Annotated in this window: 17 protein-coding genes and 1 pseudogene; 8 read left to right on the top strand and 10 right to left on the bottom strand. The window is 69.5% G+C overall.

Translation table 11 applies throughout. The features are described from left to right. Positions 1-56: 56 nt before the first annotated feature. Positions 57-1112, bottom strand: a complete 1056-nt coding sequence (locus ACFWI9_RS13300) for an MBL fold metallo-hydrolase (RefSeq protein ID WP_387161485.1) — start codon at positions 1110-1112, stop codon at positions 57-59. Positions 1113-1408: 296 nt separating this feature from the next. On the opposite strand from ACFWI9_RS13300, the gene ACFWI9_RS13295 reads away from it, so the two are divergent. The 3 genes and pseudogenes from ACFWI9_RS13295 to recX form a co-directional block, all read left to right on the top strand. Next, positions 1409-1867: a PaaI family thioesterase gene (locus ACFWI9_RS13295; protein ID WP_387161532.1), complete on the top strand. Its 459-nt coding sequence runs from the start codon at positions 1409-1411 to the stop codon at positions 1865-1867. 222 nt (positions 1868-2089) lie between these two features. Beyond that, on the top strand, positions 2090-3217 hold the full coding sequence (gene recA, locus ACFWI9_RS13290; protein WP_387161483.1) for a recombinase RecA: 1128 nt from the start codon (positions 2090-2092) through the stop codon (positions 3215-3217). Then, positions 3154-3795, top strand: a pseudogene (recX, locus tag ACFWI9_RS13285) (recombination regulator RecX); the annotation flags it as partial. The gene recA and the pseudogene recX, both read left to right, overlap by 64 nt. A 114-nt stretch (positions 3796-3909) precedes the next feature. On the opposite strand, the gene ACFWI9_RS13280 reads toward recX, so the two are convergent. From ACFWI9_RS13280 to ACFWI9_RS13245, 8 genes are all read right to left on the bottom strand, one after another. Then, the gene (locus tag ACFWI9_RS13280; protein ID WP_387161481.1) at positions 3910-4329 is read right to left on the bottom strand and encodes a rhodanese-like domain-containing protein; all 420 of its coding nucleotides are present in this window, start codon (positions 4327-4329) and stop codon (positions 3910-3912) included. Beyond that, a complete protein-coding gene (locus tag ACFWI9_RS13275; RefSeq protein ID WP_387161479.1) occupies positions 4326-4868 on the bottom strand; it encodes a cysteine dioxygenase in 543 nt (180 codons plus the stop codon). The genes ACFWI9_RS13280 and ACFWI9_RS13275 overlap by 4 nt, the downstream gene beginning before the upstream one ends. Before the next feature lie 90 nt (positions 4869-4958). Continuing rightward, positions 4959-5030 (bottom strand): putative leader peptide, encoded by a 72-nt coding sequence (locus ACFWI9_RS13270; protein WP_322747027.1) that lies wholly within the window; start codon positions 5028-5030, stop codon positions 4959-4961. Between the two features lie 69 nt (positions 5031-5099). Further along, a complete protein-coding gene (locus tag ACFWI9_RS13265) occupies positions 5100-6701 on the bottom strand; it encodes an FAD-dependent monooxygenase (RefSeq protein ID WP_387161477.1) in 1602 nt (533 codons plus the stop codon). Between the two features lie 198 nt (positions 6702-6899). After that, positions 6900-7805, bottom strand: coding sequence for an amino acid ABC transporter permease (locus tag ACFWI9_RS13260; RefSeq protein ID WP_387161474.1), 906 nt, complete (start codon positions 7803-7805; stop codon positions 6900-6902). Beyond that, on the bottom strand, positions 7802-8467 hold the full coding sequence (locus tag ACFWI9_RS13255) for an amino acid ABC transporter permease (RefSeq protein WP_387161471.1): 666 nt from the start codon (positions 8465-8467) through the stop codon (positions 7802-7804). The genes ACFWI9_RS13260 and ACFWI9_RS13255 overlap by 4 nt, the downstream gene beginning before the upstream one ends. A gap of 84 nt (positions 8468-8551) precedes the next feature. Then, positions 8552-9400: a glutamate ABC transporter substrate-binding protein gene (locus ACFWI9_RS13250; RefSeq protein WP_387161469.1), complete on the bottom strand. Its 849-nt coding sequence runs from the start codon at positions 9398-9400 to the stop codon at positions 8552-8554. A gap of 110 nt (positions 9401-9510) precedes the next feature. Next, complete coding sequence (locus ACFWI9_RS13245) at positions 9511-10251, bottom strand: amino acid ABC transporter ATP-binding protein (RefSeq protein WP_387161530.1); 741 nt, start codon at positions 10249-10251, stop codon at positions 9511-9513. 353 nt (positions 10252-10604) lie between these two features. Between ACFWI9_RS13245 and ACFWI9_RS13240 the strand changes: the two genes are divergently transcribed. From ACFWI9_RS13240 to ACFWI9_RS13230, 3 genes are all read left to right on the top strand, one after another. Further along, on the top strand, positions 10605-11306 hold the full coding sequence (locus ACFWI9_RS13240; RefSeq protein WP_387161467.1) for a response regulator transcription factor: 702 nt from the start codon (positions 10605-10607) through the stop codon (positions 11304-11306). 15 nt (positions 11307-11321) lie between these two features. After that, positions 11322-12743 carry an ATP-binding protein gene (locus ACFWI9_RS13235; protein WP_387161465.1) on the top strand — a complete coding sequence of 474 codons (1422 nt, stop codon included), beginning with the start codon at positions 11322-11324 and terminating at the stop codon, positions 12741-12743. 115 nt (positions 12744-12858) lie between these two features. Further along, a complete protein-coding gene (locus ACFWI9_RS13230; protein ID WP_387161463.1) occupies positions 12859-13290 on the top strand; it encodes a GNAT family N-acetyltransferase in 432 nt (143 codons plus the stop codon). Between the two features lie 44 nt (positions 13291-13334). Here the strand turns inward: ACFWI9_RS13230 and ACFWI9_RS13225 are convergent, their stop codons facing one another. Next, complete coding sequence (locus ACFWI9_RS13225) at positions 13335-14336, bottom strand: TAXI family TRAP transporter solute-binding subunit (protein WP_387161461.1); 1002 nt, start codon at positions 14334-14336, stop codon at positions 13335-13337. Positions 14337-14425: 89 nt separating this feature from the next. On the opposite strand from ACFWI9_RS13225, the gene miaB reads away from it, so the two are divergent. Then, positions 14426-15943 carry a tRNA (N6-isopentenyl adenosine(37)-C2)-methylthiotransferase MiaB gene (gene miaB, locus ACFWI9_RS13220; protein ID WP_387161459.1) on the top strand — a complete coding sequence of 506 codons (1518 nt, stop codon included), beginning with the start codon at positions 14426-14428 and terminating at the stop codon, positions 15941-15943. Between the two features lie 34 nt (positions 15944-15977). Further along, positions 15978-16727 carry a hypothetical protein gene (locus ACFWI9_RS13215; protein ID WP_387161456.1) on the top strand — a complete coding sequence of 250 codons (750 nt, stop codon included), beginning with the start codon at positions 15978-15980 and terminating at the stop codon, positions 16725-16727. The last annotated feature ends 90 nt before the right edge of the window (positions 16728-16817 follow it).

Here is a 16817-nt window from a genome sequence, read left to right as displayed (position 1 = left end):
TTCCGGAAGCACCCGTCAGCCACGCCGCCGAATGCACGTAGGCCGTGTTGGTTCGGCTACCGGATCTCGCCCGGCGTGGGGTTTTCGAGAGCGGGCCGGGACCAGGGCGCGTCGGCGCCGCCGGACTCCGGCCGCAGCCCGAGTTCGCGGAGCTGGTTGACCGCCATCATGGCGGTGAACACCGCGTTCGGGTTGGCGCCACCGATGCCCAGATCAGCGAGGGTTTGCTCGAATCGGCTGGTGAACGCGCTCGGTCGCACCCGCGGACTCTCGGTGGTCAGTCTGAGTGCCGCCGTCTGGAGGGCGGCAGCCTGCTCCATCAGGCTTTCCAGGTAGGCCACCACCGCAGGGCCATGGCGTACGGCGAAGGTGTGCCCATCGGTGAGGTGCAGGGCTTCCTTCTCCTCGAAGAGGACGGCGACCGCGCCGAGTACGGTCTGGATCTTGAGCTGGTCGGCGTCCGCCATCGCGCCGCAGGCTCCGTTGCCCTCGTCGGAGAGGTGCAGGACCCCGCAGTCGCTCAGGTGCACGATCACATGCCCGGCGCAGTGGCCCTGAGTGCGCAGCACACGGACAGTGCCGTCGGCGAAGGTCCAGCCGGTGAATCGCAGTGAGCCGATCCGGATCCGCTCCAGCGGCCGTTCCTCGTAGGTCCGGGTCGTCGCGCAGAAGGGCCGCATGGGCTGGCAGATCTCCACGATCTTGTCGGCCAGGGCGGATGGCGCGGGCAGCGGAGCGAGCCCGGCGACGCGGTCGAGGGAGCGCACCCAGTACGACGCGGGATCCCGCATCTGGTCCAGGTCGGGGGCGGGGACGTAGTGCTCGGCGGGCACGCCCAACTCGTCTGCCAGGTCGTTGTTGCCGACGTGGTCAGGATGCCCGTGCGTGGTCAGCAGCAGGGCCCGGGACCAGGGCATCAGCCGATTCGCCGCCGCTCGCAGTACGGTGCGAAAGGCCGTCGTCACACCGGTGTCGACAATGACCAGGGTGTCTCCGACCCGGTGCAGCAGGGCGTTGGCGACATCCGGCTGGTCGTGCTCGATGCGCAGTTCCTGACCGAGGGCCAGCACGGTCCGGTCGTCGATCTCTATCAGGTCACCGAGCGCGGTCATGGATCCTCCCGCGGTCTCGTCCGGTCCGGCTCGCCGCTGAACCGCCCTCGGTGCGCCGGAGCCGCCACGTCGGCGGCTTGACCACGAGCCCCTGCAGACGAGCGTACGCCGCACCAGAGGGGGTGTCCCGCGTGGTGCGGGACGGGGGGCGCGGCCCGGCCTTCAGCCGCCTGGTCGTCACCCGCATCAGTGGTGCCATGATGATCGCCGTCGGCGCCTTTCCGCTGTGGAACCCCCGGCCGGCTGAGGAAACGTTTCCGCTCCACTCCGATACGTACCTTGAGGAGAGCATGTACGTGGAAGACCAGACGCAGTACGAACAGGCGAGCCCCGCGGTCCGCGAGCGCGTCCAGGGCAGCTTCGACGGTCAGGGCCTCATGGCCCACCTCGGCGCTCGGCTCACCCACGTCGGCCCCGGCCGTGTCCACATCGTGCTCCCGGTCCGTCCCGAGGTGACCCAGCAGCACGGCTACGTCCATGCAGGTGCCACCGGTGCCATCGCGGACAGCGCCGGTGGCTACGCGGCGCTCACGCTGTTCGACGAGGGCTCCGACGTCCTCGGCGTCGAGTACAAGATCAACCTTCTCGCTCCCGCCGTCGGCGACCATCTCGAAGCGATCGGCACCGTCCTGAAGTCCGGACGTACCCTGACCGTCTGCCGGCTGGAGGTGTACGGCATCCAGGGCGACGGCGAACGGAAACTCGTCGCCAGCGGACAGCAGACGCTGATCCGGGTGGAGGGGTCCACCCGGTGAGTCCGCAGCCGCCGCCGTCCTGGCATCCTGGCCCGCCCGGCCGGACTCGTGTCGCTTGACACGAAAATCGAACATCCATTCTCATGAGGGAGTCGGCCGTGGAATCCCGGGGGATTGCGCCGGGTTTTCCACAGGCTGGACGGACGTCGAGGCGCATTGTCAGTGGCAGGGGATAGCGTCTCTGACGTGAAGCGATCGACTCAAACACCCCGGGTGGAACCCATGGCAGGAACCGACCGCGAGAAGGCGCTCGACGCCGCGCTCGCACAGATTGAACGGCAGTTCGGCAAGGGCGCCGTGATGCGCATGGGCGAGCGGTCGAAGGAACCCATCGAGGTCATCCCGACCGGCTCGACCGCGCTCGATGTCGCGCTCGGCGTCGGTGGCCTGCCCCGCGGCCGTGTGGTGGAGATCTACGGCCCGGAGTCCTCCGGTAAGACGACCCTGACCCTGCACGCCGTGGCCAACGCCCAGAAGGCCGGCGGCCAGGTCGCCTTCGTGGACGCCGAGCACGCGCTCGACCCCGAGTACGCCAAGAAGCTCGGTGTCGACATCGACAACCTGATCCTCTCCCAGCCTGACAACGGCGAGCAGGCGCTCGAGATCGTCGACATGCTGGTGCGGTCCGGCGCCCTCGACCTCATCGTGATCGACTCCGTCGCCGCGCTCGTGCCGCGTGCCGAGATCGAGGGCGAGATGGGTGACTCGCATGTGGGTCTCCAGGCCCGACTGATGAGCCAGGCGCTGCGGAAGATCACGAGCGCGCTCAACCAGTCCAAGACCACCGCGATCTTCATCAACCAGCTTCGCGAGAAGATCGGCGTGATGTTCGGCTCGCCCGAGACCACGACCGGTGGCCGCGCGCTCAAGTTCTACGCGTCGGTGCGTATCGACATCCGCCGCATCGAGACCCTCAAGGACGGCACCGAGGCGGTGGGCAACCGCACCCGCTGCAAGGTCGTCAAGAACAAGGTCGCGCCCCCCTTCAAGCAGGCCGAGTTCGACATCCTCTACGGCCAGGGCATCAGCCGCGAGGGCGGCCTGATCGACATGGGTGTGGAGCACGGCTTCGTCCGCAAGGCGGGCGCTTGGTACACCTACGAGGGCGACCAGCTCGGCCAGGGCAAGGAGAACGCGCGCAACTTCCTGAAGGACAACCCCGACCTGGCCGACGAGATCGAGAAGAAGATCAAGGAGAAGCTGGGCGTCGGAGTCAGCCCCGCGGCCCCGTCGGCGGAACCGGGCGCGGACGCGGCGGGCGCTGGTGCGGATGAGCCCGCGAAGTCGGTGCCCGCGCCGGCGGCAAAGGCCACCAAGGCCACCAAGGCGGCTGCCGCGGCGAAGAGCTGAGTCCGTCCGTGACCCGGCGCACCGAATGGCCGGGCGACAGCCCCGACTCGTCGAGGGCCGAGAAGGAGCTGTCGCCCCAGGATCCGGTTGAGCGGGCGCGGGCGATCTGTCTGCGCCTGCTCACCGGGACCCCGCGCACGCGGAAGCAACTCCGCGACGCGCTCCGCAAGAGGGACATCCCGGAGGACGTCGCCGATGAGGTCCTGTCCCGCTTCGAGGACGTGGGCCTGATCGATGACGCGGTGTTCGCGGACGCCTGGGTGGAGTCCCGGCACCATGGGCGCGGTCTGGCCCGCCGCGCTCTCGCCCGTGAGCTGCGTACGAAGGGCGTCGACCCGGCACTGATCAACCAGGCGGTCGACCGGCTCGATCCGGACCAGGAGGAGACGACCGCCCGCGAGCTGGTGGACCGCAAGCTGCGGGCCACGCGCGGTCTCGACCGTGACCGCAGGCTGCGGCGCCTCGCCGGAATGCTCGCCCGCAAGGGCTACCCGGAAGGCATGGCGCTGCGGGTGGTCCGCCAGGCCCTGGAGGAAGAGGGCGAAGACGTCGAGGACTTGGGCGAGGGCCTGGACTGAGCGGTGGCCGGTCAGCCCGTCCACCGTGGCGCCACGGTCTGCCTACCCGCCCGGGTACGGCCCCACGGGGGGTGGCCGTACCCCGGCCTGCGGGAGCACACAGCAGCCCGGGGGTTACGCCCCCGGGGCCCGCACCGGCAGGCCCGCCGCCCGCCATGCCTGGAAGCCGCCCACCAAATCCGTCGCTCGTCGCAGCCCCAGCCGCTGGAGCGAGTCCGCGGCGAGCGAGGAGGCGTATCCCTCATTGCAGACCACGATGACATGCAGATCATGGCTGGTGGCTTCGGGAACGCGATGACTGCCCAGGGGGTCCAGCCGCCACTCCAGCTCATTGCGCTCGACCACCAGCGCGCCTGGAATCAGCCCATCCCGATCACGCAGCGCCGCGTAGCGGGTGTCGACCAGCAGCGCCCCGTTCGCCGCCGCGGCGAACGCCTCATGCGGCCCGACCCGCTCCAGGCCCTCGCGTACCTGCTCCAGCAACGCGTCGATCCCCGCAGGGCCGTCGTCGCGTCCGCCCGTTGCCGTGCTCACTGCCAGTCCTCCGGGCGTTCGACCTGCTCAAGCCGTAGCACCGCCCCTGAGCGGCTGAAGCGCCGAAGCAGAGGCAGGGGTGGGTAGTACGCATGGACGGACACCGCATGCGCGACCTTCGACGTGTTCAGCACCTCATGCACATGGTGGCGCCCGAACGACCGCCCCCGGCCGGGGACGAGGCGTCGCGTACGGTCCAGCCCTTCCGCCAGTTCGAGGGTCCTCCAGCCGCTCGCCGGGAGACGCACCGCCAGCGCGTGCTCCGTGAGCTCCCCGGCGGCCGTGGCGAAGGCGCCGACCGATTCATCGTGGTCGTGCCAACCGGTGCCGCTGCCCGGCGGCCATCCGATCAGCCACGCCTCGCTACCCCCGGGGCCGTCGAGGCGCACCCAGGTGCGCCCCTGCGGGTCCAGCGGAAGGGAGGCGACCAGCTCCGTGTCGGCGGCGGTGCGCCGGACGAAGTCGAGCAGTTCGGCGGCGGTGGGTGCGGTCGTTGCCGCGGGTGCCGCAGTCGTGGGTGGGGGAGCAGAGCGAGACACAGCAACCGTCCTGGAAGTTCGCGGGAATACGCGCGGCCCGGTGCGGCACACAGAGTGGACACGGCCGTGCGGCAGGAAAGGGAGGCGAATTCAGCAGGACGGACGACACACACAGCCCGCGTAGCGGATGAGGTCCATATGGACCCTCCGCCACAGGCGCACGTCGGTGTCGGTCACGCTCGGAGTACACCATTGGGGCTCCGCACCGGTCAATCGAGGTCCGTAGTCCGGTCACCTCCGGCCGGCAGTGCTTCCCGCACCCGTCCGCGACGGCTCCGCAGCACCGCCGCGTGCCGCGTCCGCCGCGGAGTGGAGCTCATCCGGCCGTACCCCGCTGAAGGCGGCCACCAGGTGCCCGTCCGGCCGCACCAGCAACACGGTGTGCGCGGAAGCCCCCGGGTAGCTCTCGGCGACCAGCAGTTCCGCCCGCACCGGAAGTTCGTCCACGGCGGAGTCCAGCCGTGGCATCACTCCCGCGCTCATCCAGTGCCGCCGGTCCCAGACCCCGGTCCCGGGTGCCACCAGCACCACCAGCATCCGGTCCCGCCCCAGCCGGTCCCTCAGCCAGACGGTCGTGCCGTCCGGCGCGGTCACCCGGGTGTCGGCGACGGGGGCGCCGAACGGCGTGCCGACCGAGGTGTGCGACTCGGTGTGCACCGGCGCGAGGGGGGAGTTGGGGTACACGGGCGGCGCACCCAGTGCCCCGAGCCCCAGATGCGCGTCCGTCAGCAGAACGTCGTGCCCGCGCGCCGCGCCCGGCATGTACGTCCGCAGGCCACCGCTGCCCCGCAGTATCGGCAGTGACTGATCGGCGGCACGCAGCCGGGCGGCGACAGCGGTCCGCCGCTCCGCCTGGTAGCTGTCGAGCAGGGTTTCCGACGCACCGTGATGCCAGGCGAGCGCCAGCTTCCAGGCCAGGTTGTCGATGTCGCGCAGTCCTTCGTCGAGCCCCTGGGTGCCGACCGCGCCCAGCAGATGAGCCGCGTCCCCGGCGAGGAAGGCGCGGCCCACCCGCCAGGTGCGGGCCAGACGGTGGTGCAGGGTGTATACACCGGTGTCGATGAGGTCGTACTGCGGAGGGCCGTCGCACCAGCCGGCCAGGGTGTCCCGTACCCGCGACACGAGTGCCTCCGGTGTCACCAGCTCGCTGCGGGCAGGCAGCAGCCAGTCCAGCCGCCACACTCCGTCCGGCAGCGGCCTGGCGGTCACCTCCTCACCACCCGAGCGCCACGGCGGCAGCCGGTGCAGTACCGCCTCGCCGGGCCAGGGCAGTTCGGCACGCAGCACGGCCACGGCATGCCGCTCCACCGACGTACGCCCCGGGAACCGGACGCCGATGAGCTTGCGCACCGTCGACCGGGCGCCGTCGCAACCCACCAGATGACTCCCACGCCACCAGGTCGCCCCGGGACCGCGGGTGTGCGCGGTGACACCGGAGCCGTCCTGCTCCAGGGTGTCGAGCCGGCTGTGGGTGGCGACCGTGACGAGTCCGGATTCCACGATGGCGTCGCGCAGCCCCCGCAGCAGCGCGTGCTGGGGAATATGAACCGGCCCGGGCAACTCGTCCCCGCCGAGTTCCACCACCCGCAGTTCCTGCTTTCGCCGCCGCGACCGCCAGCCCGTCCAGCGGAGGCCCTCGTCACGGATCGTGGCGCAGCCCACCCGCTCCAGAAGCGCCGCGGTGTCGGCGCGCAGCACGACCGTACGCGCGGGCCGCGGCTCGTCCTTCCCCGTTCCCTCGTCCAGTACGACCGAGGGGACCCCCTGCGCGGCCAGCGCCAGGGACAGCGCGAGCCCGACCGGACCCGCGCCGACGACGATCACCGGGTCCACGGCGTGGCTCCTGTGGCCTGCTGGGACGGAAGCAACGAGAGGGAGGGGCTGGCCGAAGCCCGGTGCGCGATCACAGAACGTATGCAACCCACTGCTGGTGCCCCCGTCAAGCGACCACAGGACGCGGCGGCACGGCGAAGGGCGGTGACCCGCAGGTCACCGCCCTCCAGGCGTCGAATGTCTGATTGCTGATCAGATTCAGTGGCCGGCGTCGCCGTCGAGCGTGGTCGGTCCGACGGTCTCCAGACCACCGCCGGGCCCCGCGTGCACCACCGCGCCGGTGCTCTTCTTCCCGCGCCGCAGCTTGCGCTCCAGCCAGCTCGCCGCCGAGGTGAGGACGAAGTTCAGGGCGATGAAGATGACGGCGACGATGGTGAAGCAGGCGATGGTGTTGGCGCCGTAGTTGGCACTCATCGGCCGGACCGACGACAGCAGTTCGGCGAAGCTGAGCATCGCACCGCCGAGCGCGGTGTCCTTCACGATGACCACGAGCTGGCTGACGATCGCCGGGAGCATCGCCGTCACCGACTGCGGCAGCAGCACGTTTGTCATCGTCTGGCCCTTGCGCATGCCGATCGCCTTGGCAGCGTCCGTCTGCCCCTTCGGCAGCGACAGGATGCCCGCCCGGACGATCTCCGCGAGGACCGAGGCGTTGTAGAGCACCAGGCCGGTCACCACCGCGTAGAGCGGTCGGTCATCCGGGTTGATGTCAGTGAAGTCGGAGTAGGCCTGGTTGGCGAAGAGCATCAGGATCAGTACGGGGATGGCGCGGAAGAACTCCACAGCCGTGCCCGCGACACCCCTGACCCATCGGTGGTCGGACAGCCGGGCGATACCGAACACCGCACCGAGCGGAAGCGCGATGACCAGCGCGAGCGATGCCGCGATGAGGGTGTTCTGGAGTCCCGGCCAGATGAACGCGGTGTACGGCTGGGTGCTCGTGAAGAACGGCTCCCATTTGATCCAGTCCAGCTGGCCCTTGGAGCTCAGCCCGTCGTACACCCACCACACGACCGCGCCGAGCGCGACGGTGAAGAGGACGGTGTAGACGATGTTGCGAACCCTGGCGCGGGGCCCCGGGGCGTCGTAGAGAACGGAAGTCATCGCTTCACCGCCACCTTCTTGCTCACCCAGCCGAGGATCAGTCCGGTCGGTAGCGTCAGGCAGATGAAGCCCAGCGCGAAGATCGTGGCGATCGGGAGCAGCGCGGCGTAGGTCTCGATCCACTCCTTCATCAGGTACGCGGCCTCGGCCACACCGATCACCGAGGCGACCGTGGTGTTCTTGGTCAGCGCGATCAGCACGTTGGCCAGGGGATTGATGACCGACCGGAAGGCCTGCGGAAGGATGATGAGCCTCAGCACCTGGGTGAAGCTCAGGCCCAGGGCTCGGGCGGCCTCCGCCTGCCCGACCGGCACGGTGTTGATCCCGGACCGCAGCGCCTCGCACACGAAGGCCGCGGTGTAGGCGATCAGGCCGAGTACCGCCAGCCGGAAGTTGATCACGTCGGTGAGGTCCGCGCCCAAGGAGACGCCGAGGGTCGAGTAGAGACCCAGTGAGGCGAAGAGGATGACGACGGTGAGCGGGATGTTACGCACGACGTTCACGTACGCGGTGCCGACGGCCCGCATCAGCGGCACCGGGCTGACCCGCATGCCGGCCAGCAGCGTTCCCCAGACCAGGGCGCCTATCGCCGAGTAGACGGTGAGTTTCACCGTCACCCAGAAGGCGCCCAGCAGGGCGTCCATTTCAAGAAAGTCGAACACGATCTCCCGCGCTTCCGCGTCTGCGAGTGGGAAGGACTCGGCGCGCCGCCGCCGTCAGCGACGGCGCGCCCGGTCAGCCAAGAGTCACTTGACGATGTTGCCGATCTTCGGCGCGGGCTCGTTCTTGTAGCCGGCGGGGCCGAAGTTGGCGTCCACGGCCTCCTGCCAGGACTTGTCCGCGACCATCTTCTCGAGCGCCTTGTTGATCTTGTCCTTGAGCTCGGTGTCGCCCTTCTTCAGGCCGATGCCGTAGTTCTCGTTGCTCATCTTGAAGCCGGCGAGCTTGAACTTGCCCTTGAAGGCCTCCTGCGAGGCGTAGCCCGCGAGGATCGAGTCGTCGGTGGTGAGCGCGTCGATGACCTTGTTCTCCAGGCCGGTGAGGCACTCGGAGTAGCCGCCGTACTCCTGGAGCTGAGCCTTCGGGGCGAGCTTGTCCTTGACGTTCTGCGCCGAGGTCGAGCCGGTGACCGAGCAGAGCTTCTTCGAGTTCAGGTCCTCGGGCTTGGTGATCGAGTTGTCATCGGCGCGGACCAGGATGTCCTGGTGGGCGAGCAGGTACGGGCCCGCGAAGTCGACCTTCGCCAGACGCTTGTCGTTGATCGAGTAGGAGGCGGCGATGAACTTCACGTCGCCGCGCTCGATCGCCGTCTCACGGTCGGCGCTCTTGGTCTCCTTGAAGACGATGTCGCCCTCTTCGTAGCCCAGCTCCTTGGCGATGTACTTGGCGACCTCGACGTCGAAGCCGGTGTACTTGCCGTCCGGGGTCTTGAGACCGATGCCCGGCTGGTCGATCTTGATGCCGATGGTGATCTTGCCGCCCTTGTCTCCGCCGTTCCCGTCGGCGGAGTCCTTCTTGCCGCCGCCACAGGCGGTGGCCGCGAGGGCGAGCGAGAGGGCGACTGCCGAGGCGGCGGTGACCTTGCGAACGTTCATGGTGACTTCCCTTGACTTGAGCGATCTCGAAACGGTCGTGAGCTTCTGGGGCGACCGATGATCAGCTTGATCGAGAACTGAGAACTGAGAACTGGAAACGGTGAAGTTGCTCAGTGGTGCAGGATCTTCGACAGGAAGTCCCTGGCGCGGTCACTGCGCGGGTTGCTGAAGAACTCCTCGGGCGAGGCCTCTTCGACGATCTTGCCGTCGGCCATGAAGACCACCCGGTTCGCGGCCGAGCGGGCGAAGCCCATCTCGTGCGTGACGACGACCATGGTCATTCCGTCCCGCGCGAGCTGCTGCATGACCTCGAGCACCTCGTTGATCATCTCGGGGTCGAGGGCGGAGGTGGGCTCGTCGAAGAGCATCACCTTCGGACCCATCGCCAACGCCCGGGCGATCGCGACCCGCTGCTGCTGGCCGCCGGAGAGCTGCGCCGGGTACTTGTCGGCCTGGGTGCCCACACCCACCCGGTCGAGCAGTTGGCGCGCCTTCTGCTCGGCGGCCTTCTTGTCCGTCTGGCGGACCTTGACCTGGCCCAGCATGACGTTCTCCAGCACGGTCTTGTGTGCGAAGAGGTTGAATGACTGGAAGACCATGCCCACGTCGGCGCGCAGCCGGGCGAGCTGCTTTCCCTCCTGGGGAAGCGGCTTCCCGTCGATCGTGATCACGCCGGAATCGATCGTCTCCAGGCGGTTGATGGTGCGGCACAGCGTGGACTTGCCGGACCCGGAGGGTCCGATCACGACGACGACCTCGCCCCGCGCGATCGTCAGGTCGATGTCCTGGAGCACGTGCAGCGCGCCGAAGTGCTTGTTGACGTTGCTCAGTACAACCAGGTCGGTCGCCATGGGTGCGGCGTCCTGCACGCCCTTGGTCACTGAAACTCCGCTCATCGGCTTCTTGCTCCGTCCTCCTCGGTTGGAGAGGACCCTAGGCACACCGTCCGACCAGCGTCAGTACATCTGAGCTGAAATTGAGGATAACGATACGGTATCTGCCGGACACTCAGGGTGAACGGGATCATGAATGTCGTACCGGGTGGATAACGGATACGCCGGAGGGCGGGCTACCCCTTGACTCACCGGGTGGTGATCAGCGTTCATGCGGTGTACACACGCCAGAGCCAGGACCTGATCCGGACGTCGCGACGGGATCGGGGGGCCGAGCCATGAGGCCGGTCATGACCACCGGAGGGAGGCCAGTGAGACTTCTGCTCGTGGAAGACGACAACCATGTGGCCGCCGCCCTGTCCGCGGTGCTGGTCCGGCACGGCTTCACGGTCACCCACGCCCGCAGCGGCGAGGAGGCGCTCCAGGCCGTGCTGCCCGTGACCGACGGGAGCAAGCCGCCCTTCGGCGTGATCCTGCTAGACCTCGGACTGCCCGACCAGGACGGCTACCAGGTCTGCGGCAAACTCAGGAAGCTCACGGCCACCCCGGTCATCATGGTCACTGCGCGCTCGGACGTTCGCTCGCGGATCCACGGGCTCAACCTCGGCGCGGACGACTACGTCGTCAAGCCGTACGACACCGGCGAGCTGCTCGCACGCATTCATGCCGTCAGCCGGCGCACCGTGTCCGGTGAGGACCAGGCGCCCGCGGCCGATCGCGCCCTGACGCTCGGGCCCGTCACAGTCGAACTCCCCACCCGACGGGTCAGCGTCGGCGGAGAGGCCGTCCCGCTCACCCGCAAGGAGTTCGACCTGCTCGCGCTCCTTGCCCAGCGCCCCGGTGTGGTCTTCCGGCGCGAGCAGATCATCAGCGAGGTGTGGCACACGAGTTGGGAGGGCACCGGGCGCACGCTCGAAGTGCATGTCGCGTCGCTGCGCTCCAAGCTCCGGATGCCGGCTCTGATCGAGACCGTGCGCGGCGTCGGGTACCGCCTGGTCGCGCCCGCCGCGTAAAGGCCGCCGACCCCGTTGCGTACCCGTCTCCTTCCCCTCCTCATCGTCCTCATGGCGGCGGTGCTGCTCGCCCTCGGCTTTCCGCTGGCCGTGAGCCTCGCAGCCGCCGAGCAGCAGAACGTCGTCGTCGACCGCCTCGACGACACCGCGCGTTTCGCCGCCCAGGCGCAGTTCGTCACAGACGGTGTGACCCGCCAGGACGAGCGCAGGGAGCGGCTCGTGGAGGAGCTCACGCGCTACCACGACGTGTACGGAATGCGGACCGGGGTCTTCTACCGCAGCGAGGTCGTGATGGCCCGCGCTCCCGAAACCTGGGGGATACCCGACGAAGGCGAAGGGCGCCGGGCCTTCCGTGAGGCCCTGCTCGGACGGCGCAGCCATGATCCGCCCCAGGTGTGGCCTTGGCAGGAAGGGGCGAGGCTCGTGGTCGCCTCGCCGGTGGTACGGGAAGGCGATGTCGTCGCGGTCGTCGTCACCGACTCTCCCACCGGTCAGCTGCGTTCCCGGATCCTGGCCGGATGGCTGGTGATCGTCGTCGGGGAATCCGCGGCGATGCTCGTCGCCCTCGGGGCCGCCGTTCGGCTCACCGGCTGGGTGCTGCGGCCGGTGCGGGTGCTGGACGCGGCCACCCATGACATCGCCACGGGCAGGATGAACTCACGCGTGGTGGCTTCCGGCGGCCCCCCTGAACTGCGACGACTGGCACGCTCGTTCAACGAGATGGCGGACAACGTCGAAGCCGTACTGGAGCAGCAGCGCGCCTTCGTCGCCGACGCCTCCCACCAACTGCGCAACCCCCTTGCCGCACTGCTGCTGCGCATCGAGCTGCTCGCGCTCGAACTGCCCGAGGGAAACGAGGAGATCGCCTCCGTACGTACCGAGGGCAAGCGGCTCGCGCAGGTCCTCGACGATCTGCTCGACCTCGCGCTCGCGGAGCACGCCTCGTCGGACCTCAGGCTGACCGACGTCGGCGCGCTGGTCGCCGAACGGGTCGCTGCCTGGCGCCTGCTCGCCGATGAGAAGGGCGTACGGCTCCGGGCCGATGGCGGCGCGGTGACAGCCTGGACCGACCCCATCGCGCTCTCCAGCGCGCTCGACGCCGTGATCGACAACGCGGTGAAGTTCACGCCCGAAGGCGAGGCGGTCACCGTAGGGGTATCGGCGGACGGCGAGACCTCCACCATCGTGATCAACGATCGAGGGCCCGGACTCACCGATGAGGAGCTGGGACGGGTCGGCGACCGCTTCTGGCGCAGCAACCGCCACCAGAATGTGAAGGGTTCCGGCCTCGGCCTCTCCATCACCCGCGCGCTCCTCGCGGCGGCTGGAGGTTCGATCGCCTACGCGCACAGCGAACCGCACGGTCTACGGGTCACACTCACGGTGCCGCGCACACCCCCTGCGGGTCCGGAAGCCGACGAGGCAGCCCGGTCGTAGACGGCGCACGGTCCGTATGCCGGACGCGATGGCCGTCGCCGCTACTCGCTCGTGCTCGCTGGTATCGCCGGTATTCGCTCGCACGGGCGCGCGGCGGGGTGTTTGGATTGCGCTCATGCACAGAGACCCTCTCCCCGGCTACGAGATATCCACCGATCCCGCCCGCCTCGATGCCGCGCTGATCCACCAGTGGCTCTCGCGGGACGCCTACTGGGCCATCGGCCGAAGCCGGGAGAAGCAGGACGCGGCCATCGCCGGGTCCCTCAACTTCGGCCTTTACGACAGCGCCTCCGGTGCGCAGACCGGCTATGCGCGGGTGGCCACCGACCTGGCCACGTTCGCCTGGCTGTGCGATGTCTACATAGCTCCGGAGTCCCGCGGAAAGGGCCTGGGCACCGCGCTGGTCACCGCCGTCCGCGATCATCTGGCTCCCTACGGGCTGCGCCGAATCCTGCTGGCGACCGCCGACGCGCACGAGGTGTACGCCAAGGTCGGCTTCGAGCCGATGGCGAAACCGGACAAGTGGATGGTGCTGGGCGAGCAGTGAGCCGCGTGCCGGCCGCGGCTCACGCCCTCCACGGGCAGGCGACTCTAAGGCTTGGTCGAGCGGTAGTACCGCCGGGCGCCTTCGTGCAGGGGTAGCGGATCCGTGTAGATGGCCGTCCTGAAGTCCACCAGCTGCGCGGGATGCACCTCGTGCCCGATCCGGTCCCGGCTGTTGATCACTGTGCGGGTGAAGCGCTCGGTCAGCTCCGGGTCCGCGTCCGTTGTGGTGACCAGCAGGTTCGTCACGGCGACCGTCTGCACCTGGACGGGTCCCCCGAGTATGTGCGGATAGGCGTCGGCGGGGATCACCGCGGAGCGGTAGTACCGCGTGATGGAGCCCGCGTCGAGGAGTTGGTCGACCAGCTTGTCGTCGAGCGGGACCAACCGGATGGGCAGGCGTTCGGACAGCGACTGCACCGCACTGGTGGGCAGCCCGCCCGACCAGAAGAAGGCGTCCAGCCGTCCCGCCTCCAGCAGGCCCGGCATGGTGTCGATGCCGGCCGACACGGGCTTGATGTCCTCGTCCGCGTCGAGTCCCGCCGCCGTCAGCACCCGCTCGGCGATCAGCCGGACTCCGGAGCCGGGCTGACCCACCCCGACCCGCATGCCACGCAGACCGCCTGCGGCCTCGACGCGGGAGCCCTGCGGCACCACGAGCTGGACGTAGTCGTCGTACAGCCGCGCGCAGGCGCGCAGCCGGTCGGCACCAGGCCTGGCGTGCCGCTGGTACGTCGCCACGGCGTCGGCGGTGGCGATGGTGTAGTCGGCCTCACCCGAGGCCACCCGGGCGAGGTTCTGCTGCGAGCCCTCGCTGACCCGGAGGTCTATCTCGACTTCGGGCAGATCGCGGGCCAGCGCACCCTTGAGCAGCTCGCCGTACCGCTGGTACACACCGCTCTTCACACCCGTACTGAAGGTGAGCCGACCGCTCGGGGCGCTCTCCCCGAACGGCAGCAGCCACCACAGCAGCAGCCCGCACACCACGGCCAGCACCGTGGAGCCCTGGAGGACACGGCGTCTGCTGAGGCGAAGGAGCGCTCGGGACATGGCCGCGATCCTGCCAGCTCGCCGCCCATGATGGCCAGGCCGGGCCCCGCGCGGCAGAGGCTGTCTCCGGCACCGCCTACTCTTTATGCATGACCAGCAGCGACCGGAGCCAGGCAGTGGACGTCAAGCGAAGCTACGAGATCCGCACCTACGGATGTCAGATGAACGTCCACGATTCCGAGCGGCTGTCCGGTTTGCTGGAGGACGCGGGATATGTCCGCGCGTCCGAGGGTGCGGGCGAAGGCGACGCCGACGTGATTGTCTTCAACACCTGCGCGGTGCGGGAGAACGCCGACAACAGGCTGTACGGCAACCTCGGCCGGCTCGCCCCGATGAAGGCTTCCCGCCCCGGGATGCAGATCGCCGTCGGCGGCTGCCTGGCCCAGAAGGACCGCGACACCATCGTGAAGAAGGCGCCGTGGGTCGACGTCGTCTTCGGCACGCACAACATCGGCAAGCTGCCGGTGCTGCTGGAGCGCGCCCGGGTCATGGAGGAGGCGCAGGTCGAGATCGCCGAGTCGCTCGAGGCGTTCCCCTCCACGTTGCCCACGCGCCGCGAGAGTGCCTACGCAGCCTGGGTCTCCATCTCCGTGGGCTGCAACAACACGTGCACGTTCTGCATCGTCCCCGCGCTGCGTGGCAAGGAGAAGGACCGGCGTCCCGGCGACATCCTGGCCGAGGTGGAGGCGCTGGTCGCCGAAGGCGTATCGGAGATCACCCTGCTCGGGCAGAACGTGAACGCCTACGGTTCCGACATCGGCGACCGCGAGGCGTTCTCCAAGCTGCTGCGCGCCTGTGGCGCCATCGAGGGTCTGGAGCGGGTCCGTTTCACCTCGCCGCACCCGCGCGACTTCACCGACGACGTGATCGCGGCCATGGCGGAGACCCCGAATGTGATGCCGCAGCTGCACATGCCGCTCCAGTCGGGCTCCGACCCGGTGCTCAAGGCGATGCGCCGCTCATACCGGCAGGAGCGGTTCCTCGGGATCATCGAGAAGGTCCGGACGGCGATTCCGCACGCCGCGATCTCGACCGACATCATCGTGGGCTTCCCCGGCGAGACCGAGGAGGACTTCGAGCAGACCCTGCACGTCGTGCGTGAGGCACGCTTCGCGCAGGCCTTCACCTTCCAGTACTCCAAGCGGCCCGGGACCCCCGCCGCCGAGATGGAGGGCCAGATCCCCAAGCAGGTCGTCCAGGCCCGCTACGAGCGGCTGGTCGCGCTCCAGGAGGAGATCTCCTGGGAGGAGAACAAGAAGCAGGTCGGACGGACCCTCGAGGTCATGGTCGCGGAGGGTGAGGGGCGCAAGGACGGCGCCACCCACCGGCTCTCCGGGCGGGCACCCGACAACCGCCTCGTCCACTTCACCAAGCCGGAGGCCGAGGTGCGGCCCGGTGACGTGGTCACCGTCGAGATCACCTACGCCGCCCCGCACCACCTCCTCGCCGAGGGCCCGACGACCGCGGTGCGCCGCACTCGGGCCGGCGACGCCTGGGAGAAGCGCAACGCTGCCCCGGCACAGCCGGCGGGCGTGATGCTGGGCCTCCCGACGATCGGCGTCCCGGCACCGCTTCCGGCCGCCACGGGTGGCTGCTCCGTCGGCTGACGGCCGCGGCGGGGCAGGGACTAGGCTGCGGATCATGCTGGTCGCCGCTGCCGTATGCCCCTGCCCTCCGCTCCTGGTTCCCGATGTGGCCGCAGGAGCCGCACCTGAGCTGGACGCGGCGCGGGCCGCTTGTGCGCGGGCGCTCGACGACCTCGCAGCGGTCCGCCCCGACCGGCTGGTGGTCATCGGCCCGGCCTGCCCCGGCGAGGCCGGGGCGTACCCCCAGGGAACCCCGGGCTCCTTCAGCGGCTACGGCGTTGACGCGGGTGTAAGGCTCGGCGGTGCCGGTGATGTGCCGGCCGCCCCCGAGGCGGCGCAGGGGCGGCGCCTTCCCGCGGCCCTGGCCGTCGCCGCCTGGCTGCTCGACCAGGCAGGGTGGGCCGCGGTCCCGGTGGAGGGGCTCGCCGTCGATCCGCTGCTGTCCCCGGAGCGGTGCGTGGAGACCGGCCGGGAGCTCGCCGCCGGTGAGGCGCGTACCGCTTTGCTGATCATGGGCGACGGAAGCGCCTGCCGGACCCTGAAGGCCCCCGGATATCTGGACGAACGGGCCGCCGCGTTCGATTCCGCCGCCGCCCGGGCACTGGGCGCCGCGGACACCGCGGCGCTCATGGCGATCGACGCCTCGCTCGCGAGCGAACTCAAGGCCGCAGGGCGCGCGCCCGGGCAGGTGCTCGCCGGTGCCGCCGAGGGCACCGGCCCCGTCGGACGGATGCTGTACGAGGACGCCCCCTTCGGAGTCGGCTATTTCGTCGCCGCGTGGTTGTGCGCGGCGACGACGTCGTAGATCCCGGCACACTGTGTGACCCGTTTGACGCCGCCTGGAGCGTCGCCTGTCAGAGCTGCCTGTCATGGGGGCGGACGCGGAGCAGGAACC

The sequence above is a fragment of the Streptomyces sp. NPDC127084 genome (genome assembly GCF_042724175.1).
In the GTDB taxonomy this organism is placed as follows: domain Bacteria; phylum Actinomycetota; class Actinomycetes; order Streptomycetales; family Streptomycetaceae; genus Streptomyces.
The sequence above is the reverse complement of the archived record's forward strand: the minus strand, read 5'-3'. Positions and strand labels throughout refer to the sequence as shown.